Source organism: Kibdelosporangium banguiense (genome assembly GCF_017876405.1).
GTDB lineage: Bacteria > Actinomycetota > Actinomycetes > Mycobacteriales > Pseudonocardiaceae > Kibdelosporangium > Kibdelosporangium banguiense.
Genome location: NZ_JAGINW010000001.1, coordinates 1,775,452 through 1,794,647, shown reverse-complemented (window position 1 = coordinate 1,794,647; position 19,196 = coordinate 1,775,452). Strand labels below are relative to the sequence as shown.

Below are 19,196 nucleotides of genomic sequence, written 5' to 3'. Positions count from 1 at the left end.
TTTCGGGCAAGCTGGTGTCGTGACAGCGACCACCGAACGGGTGCGACCAAGACCTCGGGTGAAGACCTGGGTCGTTGTCTTGTGGGTCGTGCCGAGCGTTGTCTTTCTCGCGTTCGCGGCGTTACGCCTGCTAGGCGTGACCGGCAACCGGTTCATCATCGCCACGATGGCGCTGACGCCGTACATCGGCGTGGTCGGGCTGGCGCTGGGTGTGATCGGACTGCTGATGCGGCGCTGGATCTTCGGCGGGATCGTGCTGTCGATCGCGATGATCACGAGCGCCGCCGTGGTCCCGAGGATCGTCACCAACGACCAGGCGAAGGCGTACGGACCCGTCCTGACCGTGATGACGGCGAACCTGTACGTCGGCCGGGCCGACGCGTCGGCGCTCGTCAGCATGGTTCAGAAGTACAACGTGGAAGTCCTCAGCCTGCAGGAACTGAGCCCGGCGATGGTGCAGGACCTGGATCGGGCCGGGATCGACCGGGTGCTGCCGTACCGGCTGTTCGAGGCGGAACCCGGCGCGTCCGGCTCCGGCCTGGCCTCGAAGTATCCGCTGCGGCAGACGCAGATCGCCGACCCGGCGACATTCGCCCAGCCCAGCGCGATCATCGACCTGCCCGGCGTGGTCGACCCCGAGTTGATGGTCGTGCACACCGCGCCAGGCGTGGAGCCGCAGTGGACGGCCACGTGGCGGTCGGAGCTGGCGGAACTGCCGTCGGCGGACTTCAAGGAACGGCCGCGGATGCTGGTCGGCGACTTCAACGCGACGCTCGACCACCCCGACCTGCGGGACGTGATCAGCCGTGGCTACGCCGACGCGGCCGAGCGGCGCGGCGCCGGCATGACACCCACCTGGCCCGCCGGGATCTGGCCGCCGCCGGTGGCCATCGACCACGTCCTGGTCGACGCCCGGTCAGAGGTGGTCGACTACCAGGTGTTCGACCTGCCCGGCAGCGATCACCGGGCGGTGCTGACCCAGGTCAACCTGCCCTGATCCGCGTGTCCAATTCGGACAGTGCGGCCAGTGATCCGAGGGCGAGCGCGACCCCGCGGCCGTGCCGGATCTCGGGTTCGCGCGGGTTGACCCGGATCAGCGCACCGCTCCGGGCCGAGGCCAGCTCGGACATCCGCCGCACAGTCGGGATCGCGTTGCCGGCCCCAAGCTCGATCACGGCCAAGTTGTCCTGCTGGGTCCGCCATTTCGCGACATTCCGCAGGATCGCCTCACTGCGTTCGCCCTGCCAGTCGTAATCACCGAACATCAGGATGTTAGGCCTGGCCAGGCCACCGCAGCCAGGACAGCTCGGCAGTTCGCCGACCGCCCGCATGGTCTCCTCGTCGATCTCGACGTCCTCGCCCGCGGCCCAGACCGGCTCCCCGCAACGGTTGAAACACTGCATGTGATGGATCGAGCCATGCACCTCGGCGACATGCTCCGCCGGGAAACCGGCCTTCTGGAACGCCCCGTCCACATTGGACGTGAACACCCTGGTCGGCTTGTTCCAGCCCCGGATGATGTGAAAACCGTGGTGTGGCTGGGTCCTGCGGTACAACCGGAGCCGATGACCGTAGAAACCCCAGGCCAGCGTTGGGTCATCGCCGAAGTGCACCGGATCGGCGAGCTCCTCGAAGGCGAGGCCCAGGCGCGCGTATGGCGGGTACGCACGCCAGAAGCCTTCAGTCCCACGGAAATCCGGTAGACCCGAGTCCACGCCCATCCCGGCCCCGGCGCACACCAGCAAAGCGCTCGCGTTCCTGATCAGATCCGCGGCGCGATCCAGCTCGGTCGCGCTGGTCATTTACGCCTTGCAACACGCCCGGCATCGCCCCAGCCACAGCGGCGACCGCCCCGAGCGAAGAAGCCGGTTGCGTGGGGCGAGGTGGAAATGACCGGCTTTGGCGACCGAGCTCGCCGAGCGGAGCGAGGCCATCGAACACTGTCATGCATCTACTCGGGGGAGATCATTTCGACGACCTCGAACTCCAGCAGGGTGGCGCCGGTGGCGACCGGCTTCTGGCCCTGCGAGCCGGCGTGCGCCTGCCGCGACGGACCCTGGGCCCACGCCTGGAAGTGCTCGTCGCTCTCCCAGTGCGTCACCACGAAGTACCGGGCCTCACCACTGACCGGGCGCAGCAGCTCGAAGCCGAGAAACCCGGGGGAGTCCTTGATGGTGCTGGCCCGCGCCGCGAACCGCTTCTCCAACTCGGCCCCAGCACCCTCGGGCACCTCGATCGCATTGATCTTCACAACCGCCATGAGCCCAGCCTACTGATCGCGCACCCCACCCCGCCCGCACGACTTTTGTGGCTTAAGTCGCGTACCTGCACCTCGCCCGCGACCCCTCTGACCCGCCCCCAGGCCACGAATCCAAAGCCCTCACACACTCCCGCCCACACACAGCCCGCACTCCGCCGCATGAGGAATCCGCCAAGGGGAACCCTTGATTTCACGTTACCGGAAGGGTCTGACAGTTTTGATGTTTCGCCTGATCAGAGTGGGTGTGAGCGGTGCGGCAAAGCTGCGTGGGTGCGGGGTGAGGACAATGTCCGGCATGGCTCACGCGGTTGCTGTCTTCTTCGATGACAAGGCTGATCGCGCGGTGCGGGCGCTGTGGCGGCGGCTTGACCAGGCGGGAGTGCCTGGTCTGGGTAAGTTTGCCAGGCCGCATGTGACTTTTGCCGCAGCCAAGACGATTCCGCGAAAGACCCGGGATGCCCTCAAGGACGAGTTGCGCACCCTCTCGATCCCCAACCTGTGGCTGTCGAACCTGGGCACGTTTCCCAGCACCGAGAATGTCCTCATGCTGGGGGCGGTTGTGGATTCCGAACTGCTTGCTGTGCACTCCGCGATCCATGATGTCCTTGCGGGGAAGGTGACTTCGCCGAGTGCGTACTGGATGCCGGGTTCCTGGGTTCCGCATTGCACGCTCACGCAGGGCGTCGAGCATCATCAGATGATCGAGGGCTTCGCGGCGCTTCATCCGGTCAGCCGGATCGAGGCCCGGGTTCAGCAGGTCGCGGTCATCGACACGCTGACCGCCGAGGTCGAGGTCATCAAAGAAGCCCGCTGAGGAACGCCTCCACGGCTCCTCGGTAGAAGTCGGGTGTGTCCAGGTGCACGACGTGTCCGGCGCCTGGGGCGACGATGTGTTTGCCGCCGCCGGGCGCTCGCAGCGGCATCTGGCTCATCTGGCCGGGTGGCATCGCGCTGTGCTCGGCCTCGATCACGAGCATGGGGCACTGGACTTTTTCCACGAGCGGCCAGTAGTCGGTGACGCCCCACTCGTTGGCGATCGGGTAGAGCCGCTCGAGATCCGCGATCAGGTGGTAGCCGTCCGCACGTTCTTCGAAGCACTCGACGAAGTAGTCGCCGGTCGAGCCGAAAAACTGCCGCACGTGCGCCAGGGACTGGAAAGGCACTGGCCACGAGTCGAAGTACATCCGCCACTTGTCCGCGGTCCGGCCACGCTGGTCGGGCGCCATGTCCTCGATGACCACGGCTTTGACCAGTTCGGGGTGGGTCGCGGCGAGGGCCCACGCGTGCAGTCCGCCCATCGAGTGCCCGATGACGATCGGGTTTCCCAGGTCACGGGCCACAGCGGCAGCGTCGGCGACGAAATCGGCGGTCTGACCCGTCTGCACCGGGTTACGTCCGTGCGCGCGGGCATCGATGCCGACGACCCGGCCGTAGCTTGTCAGCCACTGCGCGACCGGCCACCATGTGCTCGCGCGGCCCATCAGGCCGTGCAGTAGGAGAATGCCCTGGCCTTCGCCTCCGAACTCCACCACGTGGTGCATTCGACGTCCCTCTCACAGCATGTTCGTTAGGTTGGACCACATGGACTACTCGCGCCGCTCCGTCACGGCCCTCGTCGTGGCGTGTCTTGTCGCGGGCTGTTCCGGTTCCGCGCCCGCGCCGCCTGTTCCCAGCAGCAGCCCGACGCAACAACCCACGACGAACCTTGCCGGAGCCGGTTCGGACGGCCTGGGCGATCCGTACTACCCGACGGACGGCAACGGCGGCTACGACGTCACGAACTACAACGTATCGATCAGCTACGACCCCGGCACCAAGAAGCTGGACGGCGACACCACGGTCACCGCGACCGCGACGGCCGATCTCAGCCAGTTCAACCTCGACCTGACCGGTCTGGACGTCACGAGTGTCGAGGTCGACAACGCCCCCGCGCAGTTCTCCCGGGCCGGCGAGCACGAGCTGGTGATCAAGGCCCCGCTCACCAAGGGCAAACAGTTCCGCACACGGGTCCGCTACAACGGCACGCCGATCAAGGCCGAGGACGGGCAGCTGGGTGTGAACGGCTGGCAGCAGACAAAGTCCGGCGGCGCTTTTGTCGCGGGCGAGCCGCATTCGGCGACGTTCTGGTTTCCCGCCAACGACCACCCGCGGGACAAGGCGACGTTCCGGCTGGCCGCGCGTGTGCCCAACGGCTGGACGGTGATCTCCAACGGCCGGGAGGAACCGAGCTCCGAAGCCGGTGGCTGGACCACGTTCCACTGGGCCGAGACGACCCGGCTGGCCACCTACCTGACCACGATCGGCATCGACAAGTGGACGATCGAGCGCTCGACCTGGGCCGGCGGCATCCCGGTGGTGAGCGCGTACGCGCCGGGCGCGCAGGACAAGAAGCAGATGGAGGCCCGGCTGCCGGAGATCCTGGACTTCCTGAGCTCGAAGTTCGGGCCCTACCCGCAGAGCGCGGCCGGCGGCATCTACCTCAACGAGGAGATCGGCTTCTCCCTGGAGACCCAGGGCCGGCCGATCTACGCCAAGTGGACCCAGTTCGACACGGTCGTGCACGAGAACGCCCACCAGTGGTTCGGCGACTCGGTGAGCGTGGACTCCTGGGCCGACATCTGCCTCAACGAGTGCTTCGCGTCGTACGCCCAGTGGTTGTGGGCTGAGGCCAAGGAGAAGGAGAACCTCGACCAGCGCTATCGCACCGGCGTCGACCGGGGCAAGAACCGGGATTCGTTCTGGGGCAACAAACTGCACGGGATGGGTTCCGGCAACGAGTTCAACGGCGTCTACGACAAGGGCGTACTCGCGATCCACGCATTGCGCAGGCAGATCGGTGAGGACGCGTTCAACCGTGTGCTCAAGGAATGGCCGGCCACGCACAAGGACAGCAACGCCACCTGGAAGCAGTTCGAGGAGTTCGTGCAGAAGATCGCCGGCCAGGACCTGCGCGGTTTCTACGACGCCTGGTTCCACAGCGATCAGAAGCCTGCTGACCAGTACCTTTACCCGGGTAAGCTGCGTCCCTAGTGCTCGCCGGGCAATGCGAACAACCCGGCTGAGGTCTGCTCCATCAAACCGTCCACCAGCAGTGAGTCCAGGCACCGGTCGCGCTGCGGCGCGTCCGCCCACACCATGTCCAGCCGGGCACGTTCGACCGGCCCATCGGTGTCGCGCAACACGTCCAGCAGCAGGCCGCGAACCTGACGGTCCGTCCCGGCGAAGCGTTGCACCGGCTTGAGCGGCCCGGTGTACTCGGGACGGCCGGCCTTCTGCCAGGCGCAGTCTGTCAACAGCGGACAGTCGACGCAGCGTGGGGCACGGGCGGTGCAGATCAACGCGCCGAGTTCCATCAGCGCGATGGACATCGTCGCTGCGGGTGCGTCCTCGGCTGGTAACAACGCTTCGACGTCTGCCATGTCACGGGTGTTGGACGCTGGACCGGCATCACCGGCGCCATGGACCGCACGGGCGACAACCCGGCGGACGTTCGTGTCAACGACCGGAACCCGTTTGCCGTAAGCGAAGGCAGCGACCGCACGCGCGGTGTACGCGCCAATGCCCGGCAGCGCCAGCAGAGTGTCCACATCGGACGGAACGACGTCGCCGTGTTCCGCCGCGATCACGGCTGCTGCGCTGTGCAGACGAAGCGCACGACGCGGGTAGCCGAGCTTGCCCCAGGCACGCACGACCTCACCCTGGGAGACCTCGGCGAGCTTGGACGGCACCGGCCAGCGCGCCATCCACTCCAGCCAGATCGGCTCGACCCGGGAGACCGGCGTCTGCTGCAGCATGATCTCGCTGACCAGCACACCCCACGCCGTGGTGTCCGGCTGCCGCCAGGGCAGGTCGCGCTTGTTCTTCGAATACCAGTCAATAAGAACCGCATCCATGGTGGATGCATTCTCTCAGACGACCTCGGTGAGCTCCCCGGTGTGCACGTCGTACACGAAGCCGCGCACCTGGTCGGTGTACGGCAGGTAGATGGCGTGCCGGACGCGGGCCATCGAGCGCCGGACGCTGTCCTTGACCTCCCGGAAGGCCTCGACCGACCAGGTCGGCCGTAGCCCGCTGGCCTCTTCCAGCTCGTCCTTGAAGCCGTCCTCGGTGACCTGCTGCAGGCCGCAGTTGGTGTGCTGGACGATCATCACCTCGCGGGTGCCCAGTTTGCGCTGGCTCAACGCGAGCGACCGGATCACGTCGTCGGTGACCACGCCGCCGGCGTTACGCAGCACGTGCGCCTCACCCTGGGCCAGTCCGAAGACCGCGAACACCCGGATCCGGGCGTCCATGCAGGTCAGCAGCGCGATATGCATCGATGGCTGCGGTGTGGACCGGTCGCCGAGCATGTGCTCGGTCAGGTCGGAGTTGCGTCGCAACAGCTCGTCGATGGCGCTCATGGCATTGATGGAACCCGCTCGGCGGCCGCAGGGCAATTGCGGATAGATGGACATCACCAACTGCGACACAACCCGATCGGGTGAAGGTAAGATCCGTCGCCTTGGGTAATTGCGCGGTTACTTTTCATGCATGAATGAGCAGGCGTCTATCTACTGGCGCCGGCGCATGGTCGCCATCGGCGGCGTGGTGGTCGCGCTGGTGGTGTTCGGCTGGGCTGCCGGAGGATTCTTCGGCGACGGGACAGCGCAGGTACAGGACACGAATTCGGGAGCCAGAGAGTCACAGCCGCCGTCCAGCCCGCCACCCCCGCCACCGCCGGGCTCGTCCTCGAGCTCGACGACAGCGCCGGCCTCACCGAGTTCCGAGACCTCTTCGCCACCACCCCCTCCGCCGCCCCCGCCGGACCCCGATCTGCCCTGCCCTGACCAGGCCATGCAGGTCACCGTCGAGCTGGGCGCGCCGCAGTACAAGGTCGGCCAGCGGCCGGTGCTCAGACTCGTGGTGGTCAACGCCGGCCCGGTGGCGTGCACCCGGGACATCAGCCGCGCGTTGCGCGAGGTCGTGGTGACCAGCGCGGACGGCGCGACGAGAATCTGGTCCAGCAACGACTGCTACGCCTCGAAATTGCCTGATCTGCGGATAATGCAGGCGGGCGAACGGCAGCAGTTCGAGGTGAAATGGGCCGGCCGGACCGCGGCACCGGGCTGCCCGGCAAAACGCACGACTGTGCCGGCGGGCACATATTCAGTGATAGGGAAACTGGGCGCACTGGTGAGCGCGCCCGTGTCCATCGTCCTGATTTAGGGCCCGAACCAGCGTTCCTCGGTCGTCCGCGGCGGGGCGGACGTTGTGCCGGGCATGAATTCGGTTTCCAGGGTGATGCTGCGCGGCCGGGTCCGCTCCGACGGGCTGAGCAGGAGCCGGCCCGCGGCCTTCCCCTTCTCCAGCACCGGCTGGCGAACTGTGGTCAGGCCGACGCGCTCGGCCTCGGCGATGCCGTCGAACCCGGTGACCGTGAGGTCCTGCGGCACGCGCAGGCCGCGGCGCTTGGCTTCGTTGAGCGCGCCCAGCGCGAGGATGTCCGACGTGCAGATCAGCGCGGTGATCTGCGGATCCGCGTCGAGCAGCTGGGCCGCGGCCGAGGCGCCCATCGCGCTGCTGTGGTCGAACCTTTCCACGACCGGCACGCCTGCCCAGTCCACGCCGACGGTCTCGAACGCCGAGGCCAGGCCGCCCAGCCGGGTGCGCTGGACGTGGAAATGCGCGCTCTGCTGGCGTTCCACGGTCGCGAAGCCGTCGTTGCGGTCGCGGGAGAGCCGCATGCAGACCACGCCGATCCGGCGGTGCCCGAGGCTGATCAGCCGCTTGGCGAGCTCGGTGATCGCTGAGCCGTCGTCGATGCCGACCCGGTCGACGCCGTCGATCTGCGGCTGGTCGGCCACGACTGTGGGCACGGGCCGCGACAGCACGGCTGCGAGATGCGGGTCGTCGTCAGGCACGGAGTAGACGACGAAGCCGTCCACACCGGCCCGGTGCACGGCTGCGACGTCTTCACGCTCGGGGTTGACCGGCACGAGGTGCAGGCCCTGCCCGGCGCCTTCGCACGCCAGCGCCAGGCCTTCGAGAAAGCCGAGGGCGGCCGGGTCGCGGAAGGCGTACGAGAGGTTCTCGGTGAGCAGCAGGCCGACAGCTCCGGCTTTACGCGTACGCAGCGAACGGGCGACTGGGTCAGGGCCCGGATAGCCCAATCGCCTTGCGGTCTCCAGCACTCGTCGGCGAAGCTCGGGTGACAGCTGGTCAGGCCGGTTGTACGCATTGGAGACCGTGGTTCTCGAGACCCCCAGTTCCGCCGCCAGCGAGGCAAGTGTCGCTGGTCGCCGGACATGTATTGACCGCGCCATGCGGTGACGGTAACGGTTCAGAACCAATTGCAGAAGTCTGCCGCCGGGTGACTAGATCACGTATTTGTCACCGCAGGTCCAGCCGGCGAAATTCCCCGTGTTGGTCTAGACCATCTTGGCCGACTGGTAAAACGGCCAGAAACCTCCGCATGCTGTGGGTAACCGGTTACTTTGGTCTACACCACTTCGATACGCGCTGATGGCTGACGTTTTGGCGAACAACAGCTACGGTGAGCGAGAACACAGCAGTAACCGAAGGGACAACAGATGGCCGAGGTCTCGTACGTCAGTGCCTCCAGGGTGTTCGCCGGCAGCCCGCCGGTGCGCGCGGTGGACCAGCTTGACCTGGATGTCGCCGACGGCGAGTTCCTGGTTCTGGTCGGACCGTCGGGGTCGGGCAAGTCGACGGCACTGCGGATGCTCGCCGGTCTGGAGGACGTCGACGAAGGGACGATCCAGATCGGCAGCAAGGACGTCACCAACGTGCCGCCGAAGGGCCGGGACATCGCGATGGTGTTCCAGTCCTACGCGCTCTACCCGCACATGACGGTCGCCGAGAACATGGGCTTCGCGCTGAAGCTGCGTGGCACCCCCAAGGCACAGATCAAGGAAAAGGTCGCCGAGGCGGCCGCCATGCTCGACCTGAGCAAGTACCTCGACCGCAAGCCCAAGGCCCTCTCCGGTGGCCAGCGGCAGCGTGTCGCCATGGGCCGCGCCATCGTGCGTGAGCCCAGCGTGTTCCTGATGGACGAGCCGCTGTCCAACCTGGACGCGAAACTGCGCGTGGAGACCCGCGCGAACATCGCCGCGCTGCAGCAGCGGCTCGGCACGACCACGATCTACGTCACGCACGACCAGGTCGAGGCCATGACGATGGGTCACCGGGTCGCGGTGCTGAAGGACGGCCTCCTGCAGCAGTGCGACACCCCCCGCGCGCTCTACGACAAGCCGGCCAACGCGTTCGTGGCCGGATTCATCGGCTCGCCCGCGATGAACCTCAAGACGGTTCCGCTGGCCGCCGAGGGCGCCAAGCTCGACGGCATCATCGTGCCGCTGCAGCGCGACGCGCTGACCGCGGCCAAGGGTGCCGGCCTGTCCACGGTGACCTTCGGCATCCGCCCGGAGTCGCTGCGGCTGGCCAGCCTCGAGGAGGACGGCATCGACATGACCGTCGAACTCGTCGAGGAGCTCGGCGCGGACGCGCTGGTGCACGGTGCGGTCAAGATCGGTGAAGGCTCCGAGCGGTTCGTGGTCCGTGTCGACGGCCGCACGCCGCCGCAGCTGGGCCAGAACGTCAAGATCGCGGTGCGGGACGCCAGCGAGGTGCACCTGTTCCACCCCGAAACCGGTGAGCGCCTCACCGACTGATTTTTGGGGACACAACCCAACACATGTGAGCGACCCCCGTCTCAGCCGAGGCGGGGGTCGCTTTCTGTAGCGGGCATCACTCGATCGGCGGAATCACATGGAGGGATGTGTCGTAGACTGAGTGAAGACGACAACGGTTTCCATTTCCATTCAGGAGTACGCATGAGTCCCCGACTCGCCTGGTCCGTCGCCGGTGCCGCCACCCTCGCGCTCGCGCTCGCGGTCGCGGTCGCGGGCTGCGGCTCCCCGTCCAACGCCGAGCCGCAGCAGCCCGGCGGGAAGATCGCGGTGGTCACGTCCACCAACGTGTGGGGCAGCGTGGTCCGGGCCGTCGGCGGGGATCAGGTAGACGTGAAGGCGATCCTCAGCGACCCCGCCGCGGATCCGCACTCGTACCAGAGCAGCGCGACCGACGCGACGGCCCTGAAGAACGCCAAGCTGGCCGTGTACAACGGCGGCGGCTACGACGACTTCTTCACCCAGCTCGCCGGTGAGAGCGGCCAGGACGCTCGCAAGATCGTCACCTTCGACGTGTCCGGCAAGCCGCAGGGCACCAACGAGCACGTCTGGTACGACCTGCCGACCGTCAAGAAGGTCGCCGGCAAGGTCGCCGAGGAGCTGGGCGCGATCGCGCCGGACCGCAAGGACACCTTCCTGGCCAACGCCAAGACGTTCGACGGCCGGATCGACGAGCTGGTCGCCAGGACCGAGCAGATCGGCAAGGCCAAGCCCGGCCAGAAGGTCGTGGTCACCGAGCCGGTCGCCGACTACCTGCTGCAGACCGCCGGGGTGCAGGACGCCACGCCGGAGGAGTTCTCCGAGGCGATCGAGGAGGAGACCGACCCGCCCGCCGCGGCCATCGCCGCGACTTCCGACCTTGTTCGCACCAAGCAGGTCGCCGCGCTGGTCAATAATGAGCAGACCGAGACGCCGGTGACCAACCAGCTCGACGACACCGCCAAGTCGGCTGGGGTCCCGATCGTGCAGGTCACCGAGACCTTGCCCGAGGGTGTCACCGGCTACCTCGACTGGATGACGAAGCAGGTGGATGCGCTATCCGGCGCGCTGACGAAGTGACGGCCGTACAGGAGCGGATGACCACACTGGTGGCGTTGCGCGAGGCGACGCTGTCGTACGGCAAACGCACGCTCTGGTCCGGCCTGGACCTCGACCTGCGCAAAGGCGAGTTCGTAGCGGTCCTGGGCCCGAACGGCTCAGGCAAGACGAGCCTTCTGCGCGTCCTGCTTGGCCTGCAGAAACTCACCGGCGGTTCGTTGGACCAGCCGGAAGGTCTGGGTGTGGGCTATATCCCACAACAGCGCGCGCTGGATCCCACGATCACGCTGCGTGGCCGTGACCTGGTCTCTCTCGGCTACGACGGACATCGCTGGGGCTTCGGGCTTCGTGGCATGCGGGAACGCAAGAAGCACGTGGACGCGGCCATCACGGCCGTCGGTGCGGAGGCGTTCGCCAACCGCCCGGTGGGGTTGTTGAGCGGTGGCGAGCAGCAGCGGCTGCGGGTCGCGCAGGCTCTGGTCTGCGATCCGGACCTCCTGCTGTGCGACGAACCGCTGCTTTCGCTGGACCTGGCGCACCAGCAGGCCGTCAGCCGGCTGATCGACAAGCGCCGCAACGAGGCCGGTACGGCTGTGTTGTTCGTCACACACGAGATCAATCCGATCCTGCCGCTGGTGGACCGAGTGCTCTATTTGGTCGACGGCCGGTTCCGGATCGGCACCCCGGACGAGGTGATGACCTCCGAGGTGCTCTCCGAGCTCTACCGGACCCAGATCGACGTCCTGCGGGTCCGAAACCAGATCATCGTGGTCGGCGCGCAGGGCGCGGTCGAGTCCGACCAGCCGCACCACCTGCAGGCGGACTGATGGACAAGCTCTTCGACTTCGACAAGACCATCGAGGTGCTGCAGTACGGCTTCGTCCGGGACGCGCTGATCGCCGCGGCCATCCTCGGCCTGCTCGCGGGTGTGCTCGGGCCGTTGATCGTCAGCCGGAACATGGCTTTCTCGGTGCACGGCACCAGCGAGCTGGCGGTGACCGGTGGCGCAGCCGCGCTGCTGCTGGGGGTCGGCGTCGCGTATGGCGCGCTGGCCGGGTCGGTCATCGCCGCTCTGGTGCTGGGGTTGCTGGCGCGGCGTGGTTCTGAACACGACTCGGTGATCGGTGTCGTGCTGGCGTTCGGGCTGGGCCTCGGTGTGCTGTTCCTGTGGATGTACCCCGGGCGGGCGTCGAACAAGTTCGGGTTGCTGGTCGGGCAGATCGTGAGCGTGGACTTCGCGTCGATCGTGCTGCTGTCGGTGTGTGCGGTGGTCGTGCTCGGTGTGCTGGCGTTCATCTACCGGCCGCTGATGTTCGCGTCCGTGGATCCGGACGTGGCCAAGGCTCGTGGCGTGCCAACGGGTTTGTTGTCGCCGGTCTTCGCCGTGCTGGTCGGTGTCGCGACTGCGCTTGGCGTGCAGACGGTCGGCGCGTTGCTGGTCTTGGCGTTGATGGTGACGCCTGCTGCGGCGGCTTGCCGGATCACCGCGAATCCTTTGAAGGCAACGATTTTGTCGGTCGTGTTCGCGGAAGTCGCGGTACTGGGTGGGATCGTCCTGTCACTCGCGCCCGGCGTCCCGGTCAGTGCGTTCGTCACCGCGATCTCGTTCGTGATCTACATCGCGGCGCGGGTCTTCTCCCGGACTCGGGCCACTGCTTAGCTTTTCGCTGCGGACACCGCGACCGTGGCGTAATGCATCGTGAAGCTGCCGCCCGCTTCGTCTATCGCCGCGCCGACCCCCGCCAGCAGTTCGTCCCGTTTGGCTTGAGGGAACAAGGTGAGGCCGCCTTGGGTCGGCATCTGGTCGAGCCACTCGTCCCGCGTGTAGATCTTGTCCCAGTCGAACCGCCACCGCTGCGGATCGCCGAACGTCTGTGCCTGGCGGATTCCGTCGGCCGCTAGATCGCACATGATCGAGTACGGATCGGCCGGCGGGTTTGCCGCCGCAACGTCAGGCAGGGCCTTGCGGTACACCTCGGCGAAGGCATTCTCCAGCTCAGGTGGTGGCTGGGCCGCGTTCCAGAACACCGTCAGCCGGCCACCAGGCCGCAGCACCTCGGCCGCTTTCGCCGCTCCCGCAACAGGGTCCACCCAGTGCCAGGTCTGTCCGGCGATCACCGCGTCGAAGCTGCGGCCGGTGTGGTCCCAGGCTTCGAACGTGGATATCTCGACTTCGATCCCGGTCCTGCGGGCCCAGCCGGCCATCCGCTCGTCGGGCTCCACGCCGAGCACCTGACACCCGGCGGCTTGAAACAAGCGGGCCGCGATGCCGGTTCCGCAGCCGACATCGACGATTTCGAGCCCCGGCCTCGCGATCCGCTGCACCAGGGCCTCGGGATAACGCGGCCGGGTCCGGTCGTAGCGTTCGGGATCAGCCCCGAACGACTCCGCCACCTGCCGGTGCTGATGGGGTTGCGACGGTAAAGTGGGCATGTGCCCACCATAGGATGGTGGACGCGGTCCTGTACTAAAGCAACAAGACCTGCAGTTCACCGACCAGGAAACCGATCGCCGCACCCACGGCGATGAGTTTCCACTCGTCGCGGCGGAACGCGGGTCGCAGCAGGTCTTCGTATTCGGCACGGGTCAGATCGCGCATCTTCGTGGCGATGGTGTTGCCGACGTCGAGTGTCTCGGTGAGGTAGCCCTCGGCGTGCCGGATGGTGTCCGGGAGCCGCTCGACCGCCTTGATCGCGGCCTCCCGTTTCATCTCCTTGAGCCGGTCGGCGCCGATCGCGGCCATGACCACCGGCCGCGCCAGGCTTGCCTGCTCGTCGACTGTCTGCCAGACAACCTTATGTACCAACGCCTTCAGCCGGTCGGCACGCGGTCCATTGAGGACAGCCTGGAGAATGTTCGGGACCGTCATCACTTCGTCGGCAATGAGCTTGCCGTACTGCTGTGCGACCTCGTCCCGCCGTTTCTGGAAGATCCCCTGGAAGCCGAACTTCCGCTCACGCGGGAAGAACACGAGCTTGATCGCCAGCCAGTCGGTCGTCCAGCCGATGCACATCCCGAACAGCGGCAGCACGATCGGCTCCCGGGTCAGTGCCCAGACCAGGGTCTGCACCAGGCCGAGCACGAATCCGAAATAGATTCCCGACCGTGCGATGAACGCCATCTCCGGCCGCGAGATGTCCTTCACCAGCCGGACCATCAGCGCGGGATCGCGGCGCAGTGTGCTGACCGCCATCTCCTTGATGTCCAGAACCTGGTCGATGTTGTCCTGCAACGCCTCGACGATCTTGCGGACCGCTTCGGGGGAGCCGGCCTGCACCTGCTTGACGATCACGTCCTGGGCCAGCACCGGCAGTGCCTCCCACAGGCCCGGATGGTGCTTGGCCATGACGTCCCGCGTGATCGCGTCGACCTCGATCAGGAGTCCGAGTTCGAGCTCCTTCGCCAGCAGCCCGGCGTCCACCCGGGCGAACACCTCCCGTGCGTCGAGAAGCCTGGTGGTCAGCAGCTCGGCCGCAATCCGGATCGTCCGCTCCGCATTGCGCGGCACCACCCCTTGCCAGCCAAGGAAAGTATGCGGAATCCCGACGAACCTCAGTGGCCGGAACATCATCTCGATGGCGATCCGCTTGGTGACGTACCCCAGCGCGGCCGCCACAAAAGGCATAACCACCAACACTGCCCAGTCCGCCACCCGGCCCACCGTAGTGGTCCAGTCTTACTTCGGACCGGAATACCTGGTCGGGCAGGGATTCCGCGCGCGGGTAACCGGCGTCACAATCGTTGACAGCGCCCACATCGGGTGAGACATTGATACAAAGATGACTACTTGTCTCAGGGAGGTCCCCGGTGCTGGTCACGAGACTCCTGGAGATCGGCGATCTGGCCATGATGGGCAACCTCAAGCGCGGGATCGCGCTGACCTGGGCGAAGTCGTTGAACGCCGACTCGATGCCGGGAGAGCAGTACAGCGGCCCGGCCGGTGATCCCGGATTGTTCGGCCCCCAGTCGGTGATGTGGTACGTGCACGACGACCCGTCCGGAGTGGTCGGCGGCGTGATGGGGCTGATCCTCGGATCACTGCATGAACCGACGATGCACGGCACGAACAAGCACTCGGTCTACAAGGACGACCCGGCCGGACGCCTGGGCCGCACGGTGTCGTTCGTCAACACGATGTGCTGGGCCAGTACGCCGGTCGCCGAAAAGATGGCGCAAACCGTGCAGCGGATGCACAAGCATGTGCACGGCACCATGCCTGACGGCCGTCCATATGACGCGTCGGCGTCCGAGAACCTCATTTGGACGGGGGTCACGCAGGCGTACGGGATCATCCAGGCGCACCTGCGCTACCACCCGAACCCGGTGTCGCCCGCCCAGGTCGACCAGTACTTCGCCGAGTACGCCGTGATCACCGAGAAGCTCGGCGCCACCGGTGTGCCGAAGTCCGCCGCGGAGGTGGACGCGTACTTCGCGGCGATGCGTCCCCAGCTGACCTACTCCGAGGAGACCGCCGACGTCGTCGGCTTCTTCACCCGGCCGTTCGGCAAGAACCAGGCCGCGCGTGCGGGCAGCCGGCTGCTCAGCAAGGCCGCGTTCGACCTGCTGCCGCCGTGGGCCCGCAAGCTCTACCGGCTGCCGGACAGCCCGATCGACCAGCTGATCACCCGGCGCTCGGTGCGGGTGCTGTTCCAGCTGCTGCGCGACAGTGTGGGCGAATCGGTGATCAAAACCGAGGCGGTCCGGCGCGCGACGGCCCGGCCGGAGGTACTGTCACAGACCGGGTGACGCGCTGACTGGGGAGGCCATCCTGATTCCACTGTGGGTGGTCTACGTGTCGATGCCGTTCGTCGCTGCGGTGATCGGCTACGTCACCAAGCGCGTCGCGATCGAGATGATGTACCGGCCGGTGGAGTTCAAGGGCTTCTGGCTGATCGGCTGGCAGGGCGTGATCCCGCGCAACGCCCACCGGATGGCCAGCGTGGCGATGGAACTGCTGACCACGAACCTGATCCGGCCGAAGGAGATCTTCGCGAGGCTGGACCCACAACGCGTCGCCGAGGAGTTGCGCGAGCCGCTGCTGCGTGCGGTCGAGGACATCACCCGTGAGCTGATGGCCGAGTACCAGCCCCAGATCTGGGAGATGCTGCCCGCGCAGGCGCAGCAACGGCTGATCAGACAGGTGCAGGCGGACGCGCCGAAACTCGTCGAGAAACTCATGCGCGAGATCGCCGGCAACATCGAGGAGGTCCTCGACGTCCGCGATATGGCTGTGCGCAACCTGGTGCGTGACAAGGCTTTGCTCAACCGGCTGATCCGGGACGTGGCGCAGCCGGAGATGCGGTTCATCGCGCACTCGGGCATCTACTTCGGATTTGTCATCGGCCTTGTCCAGCTCGGTGCCTGGGCGTTGACGCACAGCCCGTGGATCATGCCGATCTTCGGTGGCCTGACCGGGTGGCTGACCGACTGGCTCGCCCTGAAGATGATCTTCTTCCCGCGTGAACCCCGGAAGTTCCTGTTCTTCACGTGGCAGGGCATGTTCCAGCGCCGCCGGATGGAGGTCGCCCACGACTACGGCGACCTGATCGCCCGCGAAGTGCTGACTGTGCAGAACGTCCTGGAGGCCGTCCTCACCGGACCCAAGTCGGACCGGCTGTTCACGTTGATCCAGCGCGAGGTCCAGCGCGCGATCGACGCCCAGATCAGCATTGCCAAGCCGCTGGTCGTGCTGACCGTCGGCTCCCGCCGCTACCAGGAGATGAAGCTCCTCGCCGCCAAGCGCGCCATCGAACTGCTGCCCACGACCGTGAAACACGTCGAGGACTACGCCAGCAACGCCCTGGACGTCCGCAACACGATCATCACGCAGATGCAGCAGCTCACCCCGATCCAGTACGAGGGCCTGCTGCGACCGGCGTTCCGGCAGGACGAATGGAAACTCATCGCCGTGGGTGCCGTGATCGGCTTCCTGGTCGGTGAGCTGCAAGTGCTGCTGCTGTTGCACTGAGCTCGTGGTCGGAAAGACGCCAGACTCCCTGGCGCACAAGCAGTTCGATAGTGGTCATGAACAACATTTCAGGCAGGGTCGCGCTGGTCACCGGAGGCAGCCGGGGAATCGGCGCCGCGACAGTCGCCCGCCTCGCTCAGGAAGGCGCTGACGTCGCGTTCACCTACAACCAGAGCGCGGACCGCGCTCAGGAAGTGGTCGAGCGCGTCAAGGCAGCCGGTCGCCGTGCCCTGGCGATCCAGGCGGACAGCGCCTCAGCCGACGCGGTCTCGTCCTCGGTCGCGCAGACTGTCGCCGAGTTCGGCCGCCTCGACATCCTCGTCAACAACGCGGGCACAGCCGCGTTCGGGCACATCACCGAACTGTCCATGGCGGACTTCGAGCACGTCATGAACGTCAACGTCCGGGCCGCTTTCGTCGCCTCCCAGGCCGCGGCAGCGCACCTGGACACCGGCGGCCGCATCATCACCATCGGCAGTTGCGCGGCAACCCGCGTGACAGGCCAGGGTTACGTCCTGTATTCGATGAGCAAGACCGCGTTGATCGGCCTCACCAAAGGACTTGCCCGGGATTTGGGGCCACGCGGGATCACCGCGAACCTCGTCCACCCTGGCCCGATCGACACCGAAATGAATCCCGCCGACAGTCCCGTCGCCGACGAGAACCGCAGTCACGTCGCACTTGGGACCTACGGCGAGGCCACGGACGTCGCCGCGACCGTCGCCTACCTGGCTGGTGAATCCGGCAGGTACGTGACCGGTGCGGAAATCGCCATCGACGGCGGTTACGTGGCCTAGAACTGGTTGTACAGGAACGGGCTGAACGTGCCGGACGCGATCAGGATTGCGGCGTAGGCAAGGCCTGCGGTCATCACGCTGACGCGCAGAACGGTGGCCGGTGTGCTGCGGGAGGACTCCAGCAGCGGGCCGGTCACCGGCTGCGCGGGCAGGAACAGGATCGCCAGCGCCAGCAGCATGACCACCAGGCGCTGGTTGGTCAGGGCGCTCAGCGTGATGTCGGTCAGGCCGTTGAAGTCGGGCAGGAACATGTGGCCGACCATGTTCAGCGCGCTGGGCAGGTCGTCGGCGCGGAAGTAGATCCAGCCGATCATGACCAGCAGCATCGTCAGCGCGCGGCGGGCGATCCGGGCGCCGCGGCGGACCGGGGCGTCCTCCAGGTGGAAGCCGCGTTCGATGATCAGCAGGGCGCCGTGGAACATGCCCCACACCAGGAACGTCCAGTTCGCGCCGTGCCAGAAACCGGTCAGCACGAACACGATGCACAGGTTGCGGTAGGTCTTCGCGGCGCCGTGCCGGTTGCCGCCCAGCGGGATGTAGACGTAGTCACGGAACCACCGCGACAGCGACATGTGCCAGCGGCGCCAGAACTCGGTGATGGTCACCGAGGAGTACGGCCGGGCGAAGTTCTCCGGCAGCCGGAAGCCCAGCATCCGGCCCAGCCCGATCGCCATGTCCGAATAGCCGGAGAAGTCGAAGTACAGCTGCAGGGTGTACGCGATCGCGCCCATCCACGCGATCGCGAACGTCATCTCGTCGTCGGGGGTGTTGAAACACGCGGTCACGAACGGCGCCAGGGTGTCGGCGATGATCGCCTTCTTGCACATGCCGAGCGCGAACCGCGGGAAGCCCGCGGCGATGTCGTCGAGCCGGTGGCTGCGCTGCTGCGGCAGCTGGTCGGCGATCTCCCGGTAGCGCACGATCGGGCCGGCGATCAACTGCGGGAACATCGCGATGTACGTGACGAATGAGACCGGGTTGCGTGCAGCGAGCCGTTCGCCGCGATAGACGTCCACTACGTACGAGATGTGGTGGAACGTGTAGAACGAGATGCCGATCGGCAGCAGCAGGTGCGTCACCGGGAAGTCGCCGCCGAACATCCGCGCCAGCGCCGCCAGCTGCTCGGTGGCGAACCCGGCGTACTTCCAGATCACCAGGACCGTGAGGTCGAACGCGATCACACCGAACAGCAGCTGGCGCCGGAACGGCCGGTTGCGGTCCCATTGGTCCGGTTCCAGCCACGGCCCCGCCAGGAAGTTCACGACCATCGTGGTCAGCAGCAGCCAGGTGTCCGCCCCGGCCGCCGAGGCGTAGAACACCAGGCTGGCCACCGCGATGATGCCGTTGCGCCAGCTCCGGGGTGCGATGAGTACGGCCGCCAGCACAAACGGCATGAAAAACCAGAGAAAGAGCGGGCTGGCGAACGACATTGAGTACCTCGTCGG

20 protein-coding genes are annotated in these 19,196 nt (G+C 66.7%); 11 read left to right on the top strand and 9 right to left on the bottom strand.

The window, feature by feature from the left end; all coding sequences use genetic code 11:
• Nucleotides 1-19 precede the first annotated feature (19 nt).
• Entirely contained in the window at nucleotides 20-997 is a 978-nt protein-coding gene (locus tag JOF56_RS08480) for an endonuclease/exonuclease/phosphatase family protein (RefSeq protein ID WP_307854983.1), read from the top strand.
• Here JOF56_RS08480 and JOF56_RS08475 read toward each other — a convergent pair.
• Nucleotides 984-1,802 (bottom strand): SIR2 family NAD-dependent protein deacylase, encoded by an 819-nt coding sequence (locus tag JOF56_RS08475; RefSeq protein ID WP_209636142.1) that lies wholly within the window; start codon nucleotides 1,800-1,802, stop codon nucleotides 984-986. The two genes, JOF56_RS08480 and JOF56_RS08475, sit on opposite strands and share 14 nt — an antisense overlap.
• Before the next feature lie 149 nt (nucleotides 1,803-1,951).
• Nucleotides 1,952-2,260 carry an antibiotic biosynthesis monooxygenase family protein gene (locus JOF56_RS08470; protein ID WP_209636140.1) on the bottom strand — a complete coding sequence of 103 codons (309 nt, stop codon included), beginning with the start codon at nucleotides 2,258-2,260 and terminating at the stop codon, nucleotides 1,952-1,954.
• A 184-nt stretch (nucleotides 2,261-2,444) separates the two neighbouring features.
• On the opposite strand from JOF56_RS08470, the gene JOF56_RS08465 reads away from it, so the two are divergent.
• Nucleotides 2,445-3,074: a 2'-5' RNA ligase family protein gene (locus tag JOF56_RS08465; protein WP_307854982.1), complete on the top strand. Its 630-nt coding sequence runs from the start codon at nucleotides 2,445-2,447 to the stop codon at nucleotides 3,072-3,074.
• Here JOF56_RS08465 and JOF56_RS08460 read toward each other — a convergent pair.
• On the bottom strand, nucleotides 3,058-3,801 hold the full coding sequence (locus tag JOF56_RS08460) for an alpha/beta fold hydrolase (protein WP_209636138.1): 744 nt from the start codon (nucleotides 3,799-3,801) through the stop codon (nucleotides 3,058-3,060). The two genes, JOF56_RS08465 and JOF56_RS08460, sit on opposite strands and share 17 nt — an antisense overlap.
• 40 nt (nucleotides 3,802-3,841) lie before the next feature.
• On the opposite strand from JOF56_RS08460, the gene JOF56_RS08455 reads away from it, so the two are divergent.
• Nucleotides 3,842-5,290 (top strand): M1 family metallopeptidase, encoded by a 1,449-nt coding sequence (locus JOF56_RS08455; RefSeq protein ID WP_209636136.1) that lies wholly within the window; start codon nucleotides 3,842-3,844, stop codon nucleotides 5,288-5,290.
• Here the strand turns inward: JOF56_RS08455 and JOF56_RS08450 are convergent.
• Nucleotides 5,287-6,153 carry an HhH-GPD family protein gene (locus tag JOF56_RS08450; protein ID WP_209636134.1) on the bottom strand — a complete coding sequence of 289 codons (867 nt, stop codon included), beginning with the start codon at nucleotides 6,151-6,153 and terminating at the stop codon, nucleotides 5,287-5,289. The genes JOF56_RS08455 and JOF56_RS08450 overlap by 4 nt on opposite strands.
• A 15-nt stretch (nucleotides 6,154-6,168) precedes the next feature.
• Nucleotides 6,169-6,660 carry a beta-class carbonic anhydrase gene (locus JOF56_RS08445; RefSeq protein ID WP_209636132.1) on the bottom strand — a complete coding sequence of 164 codons (492 nt, stop codon included), beginning with the start codon at nucleotides 6,658-6,660 and terminating at the stop codon, nucleotides 6,169-6,171.
• 130 nt (nucleotides 6,661-6,790) lie between these two features.
• Between JOF56_RS08445 and JOF56_RS08440 the strand changes: the two genes are divergently transcribed.
• Complete coding sequence (locus tag JOF56_RS08440) at nucleotides 6,791-7,465, top strand: hypothetical protein (protein WP_209636130.1); 675 nt, start codon at nucleotides 6,791-6,793, stop codon at nucleotides 7,463-7,465.
• Here JOF56_RS08440 and JOF56_RS08435 read toward each other — a convergent pair.
• On the bottom strand, nucleotides 7,462-8,562 hold the full coding sequence (locus JOF56_RS08435) for a LacI family DNA-binding transcriptional regulator (protein WP_209636128.1): 1,101 nt from the start codon (nucleotides 8,560-8,562) through the stop codon (nucleotides 7,462-7,464). The two genes, JOF56_RS08440 and JOF56_RS08435, sit on opposite strands and share 4 nt — an antisense overlap.
• A 267-nt stretch (nucleotides 8,563-8,829) precedes the next feature.
• On the opposite strand from JOF56_RS08435, the gene JOF56_RS08430 reads away from it, so the two are divergent.
• The 4 genes from JOF56_RS08430 to JOF56_RS08415 all read left to right on the top strand — a co-directional run bounded on the left by JOF56_RS08430 (nucleotide 8,830) and on the right by JOF56_RS08415 (nucleotide 12,646).
• Nucleotides 8,830-9,930: an ABC transporter ATP-binding protein gene (locus JOF56_RS08430; RefSeq protein WP_209636126.1), complete on the top strand. Its 1,101-nt coding sequence runs from the start codon at nucleotides 8,830-8,832 to the stop codon at nucleotides 9,928-9,930.
• A 162-nt stretch (nucleotides 9,931-10,092) separates the two neighbouring features.
• Nucleotides 10,093-11,007, top strand: coding sequence for a metal ABC transporter solute-binding protein, Zn/Mn family (locus tag JOF56_RS08425; RefSeq protein ID WP_209636124.1), 915 nt, complete (start codon nucleotides 10,093-10,095; stop codon nucleotides 11,005-11,007).
• Nucleotides 11,008-11,024: 17 nt separating this feature from the next.
• The gene (locus tag JOF56_RS08420; protein ID WP_209636122.1) at nucleotides 11,025-11,813 is read left to right on the top strand and encodes a metal ABC transporter ATP-binding protein; all 789 of its coding nucleotides are present in this window, start codon (nucleotides 11,025-11,027) and stop codon (nucleotides 11,811-11,813) included.
• Nucleotides 11,813-12,646: a metal ABC transporter permease gene (locus JOF56_RS08415; RefSeq protein WP_209636120.1), complete on the top strand. Its 834-nt coding sequence runs from the start codon at nucleotides 11,813-11,815 to the stop codon at nucleotides 12,644-12,646. Before JOF56_RS08420 ends, JOF56_RS08415 begins: the two co-directional genes overlap by 1 nt.
• Here JOF56_RS08415 and JOF56_RS08410 read toward each other — a convergent pair.
• Entirely contained in the window at nucleotides 12,643-13,419 is a 777-nt protein-coding gene (locus tag JOF56_RS08410) for a class I SAM-dependent methyltransferase (protein WP_209636117.1), read from the bottom strand. The two genes, JOF56_RS08415 and JOF56_RS08410, sit on opposite strands and share 4 nt — an antisense overlap.
• A gap of 34 nt (nucleotides 13,420-13,453) precedes the next feature.
• Entirely contained in the window at nucleotides 13,454-14,611 is a 1,158-nt protein-coding gene (locus tag JOF56_RS08405) for a DUF445 domain-containing protein (RefSeq protein ID WP_209648094.1), read from the bottom strand.
• Nucleotides 14,612-14,793: 182 nt separating this feature from the next.
• Here JOF56_RS08405 and JOF56_RS08400 point away from each other — a divergent pair, with 182 nt between their 5' ends.
• The 3 genes from JOF56_RS08400 to JOF56_RS08390 are packed head-to-tail and all read left to right on the top strand — an operon-like array spanning nucleotide 14,794 to nucleotide 17,751.
• Nucleotides 14,794-15,732: an oxygenase MpaB family protein gene (locus JOF56_RS08400; protein ID WP_209636115.1), complete on the top strand. Its 939-nt coding sequence runs from the start codon at nucleotides 14,794-14,796 to the stop codon at nucleotides 15,730-15,732.
• 52 nt (nucleotides 15,733-15,784) lie between these two features.
• A complete protein-coding gene (locus JOF56_RS08395) occupies nucleotides 15,785-16,954 on the top strand; it encodes a DUF445 domain-containing protein (protein ID WP_209648093.1) in 1,170 nt (389 codons plus the stop codon).
• A gap of 56 nt (nucleotides 16,955-17,010) precedes the next feature.
• Nucleotides 17,011-17,751, top strand: a complete 741-nt coding sequence (locus JOF56_RS08390; protein ID WP_209636113.1) for an SDR family NAD(P)-dependent oxidoreductase — start codon at nucleotides 17,011-17,013, stop codon at nucleotides 17,749-17,751.
• On the opposite strand, the gene JOF56_RS08385 is transcribed toward JOF56_RS08390, so the two are convergent.
• On the bottom strand, nucleotides 17,748-19,181 hold the full coding sequence (locus JOF56_RS08385) for an MBOAT family O-acyltransferase (protein ID WP_209636111.1): 1,434 nt from the start codon (nucleotides 19,179-19,181) through the stop codon (nucleotides 17,748-17,750). The genes JOF56_RS08390 and JOF56_RS08385 overlap by 4 nt on opposite strands.
• Nucleotides 19,182-19,196: the final 15 nt, after the last annotated feature.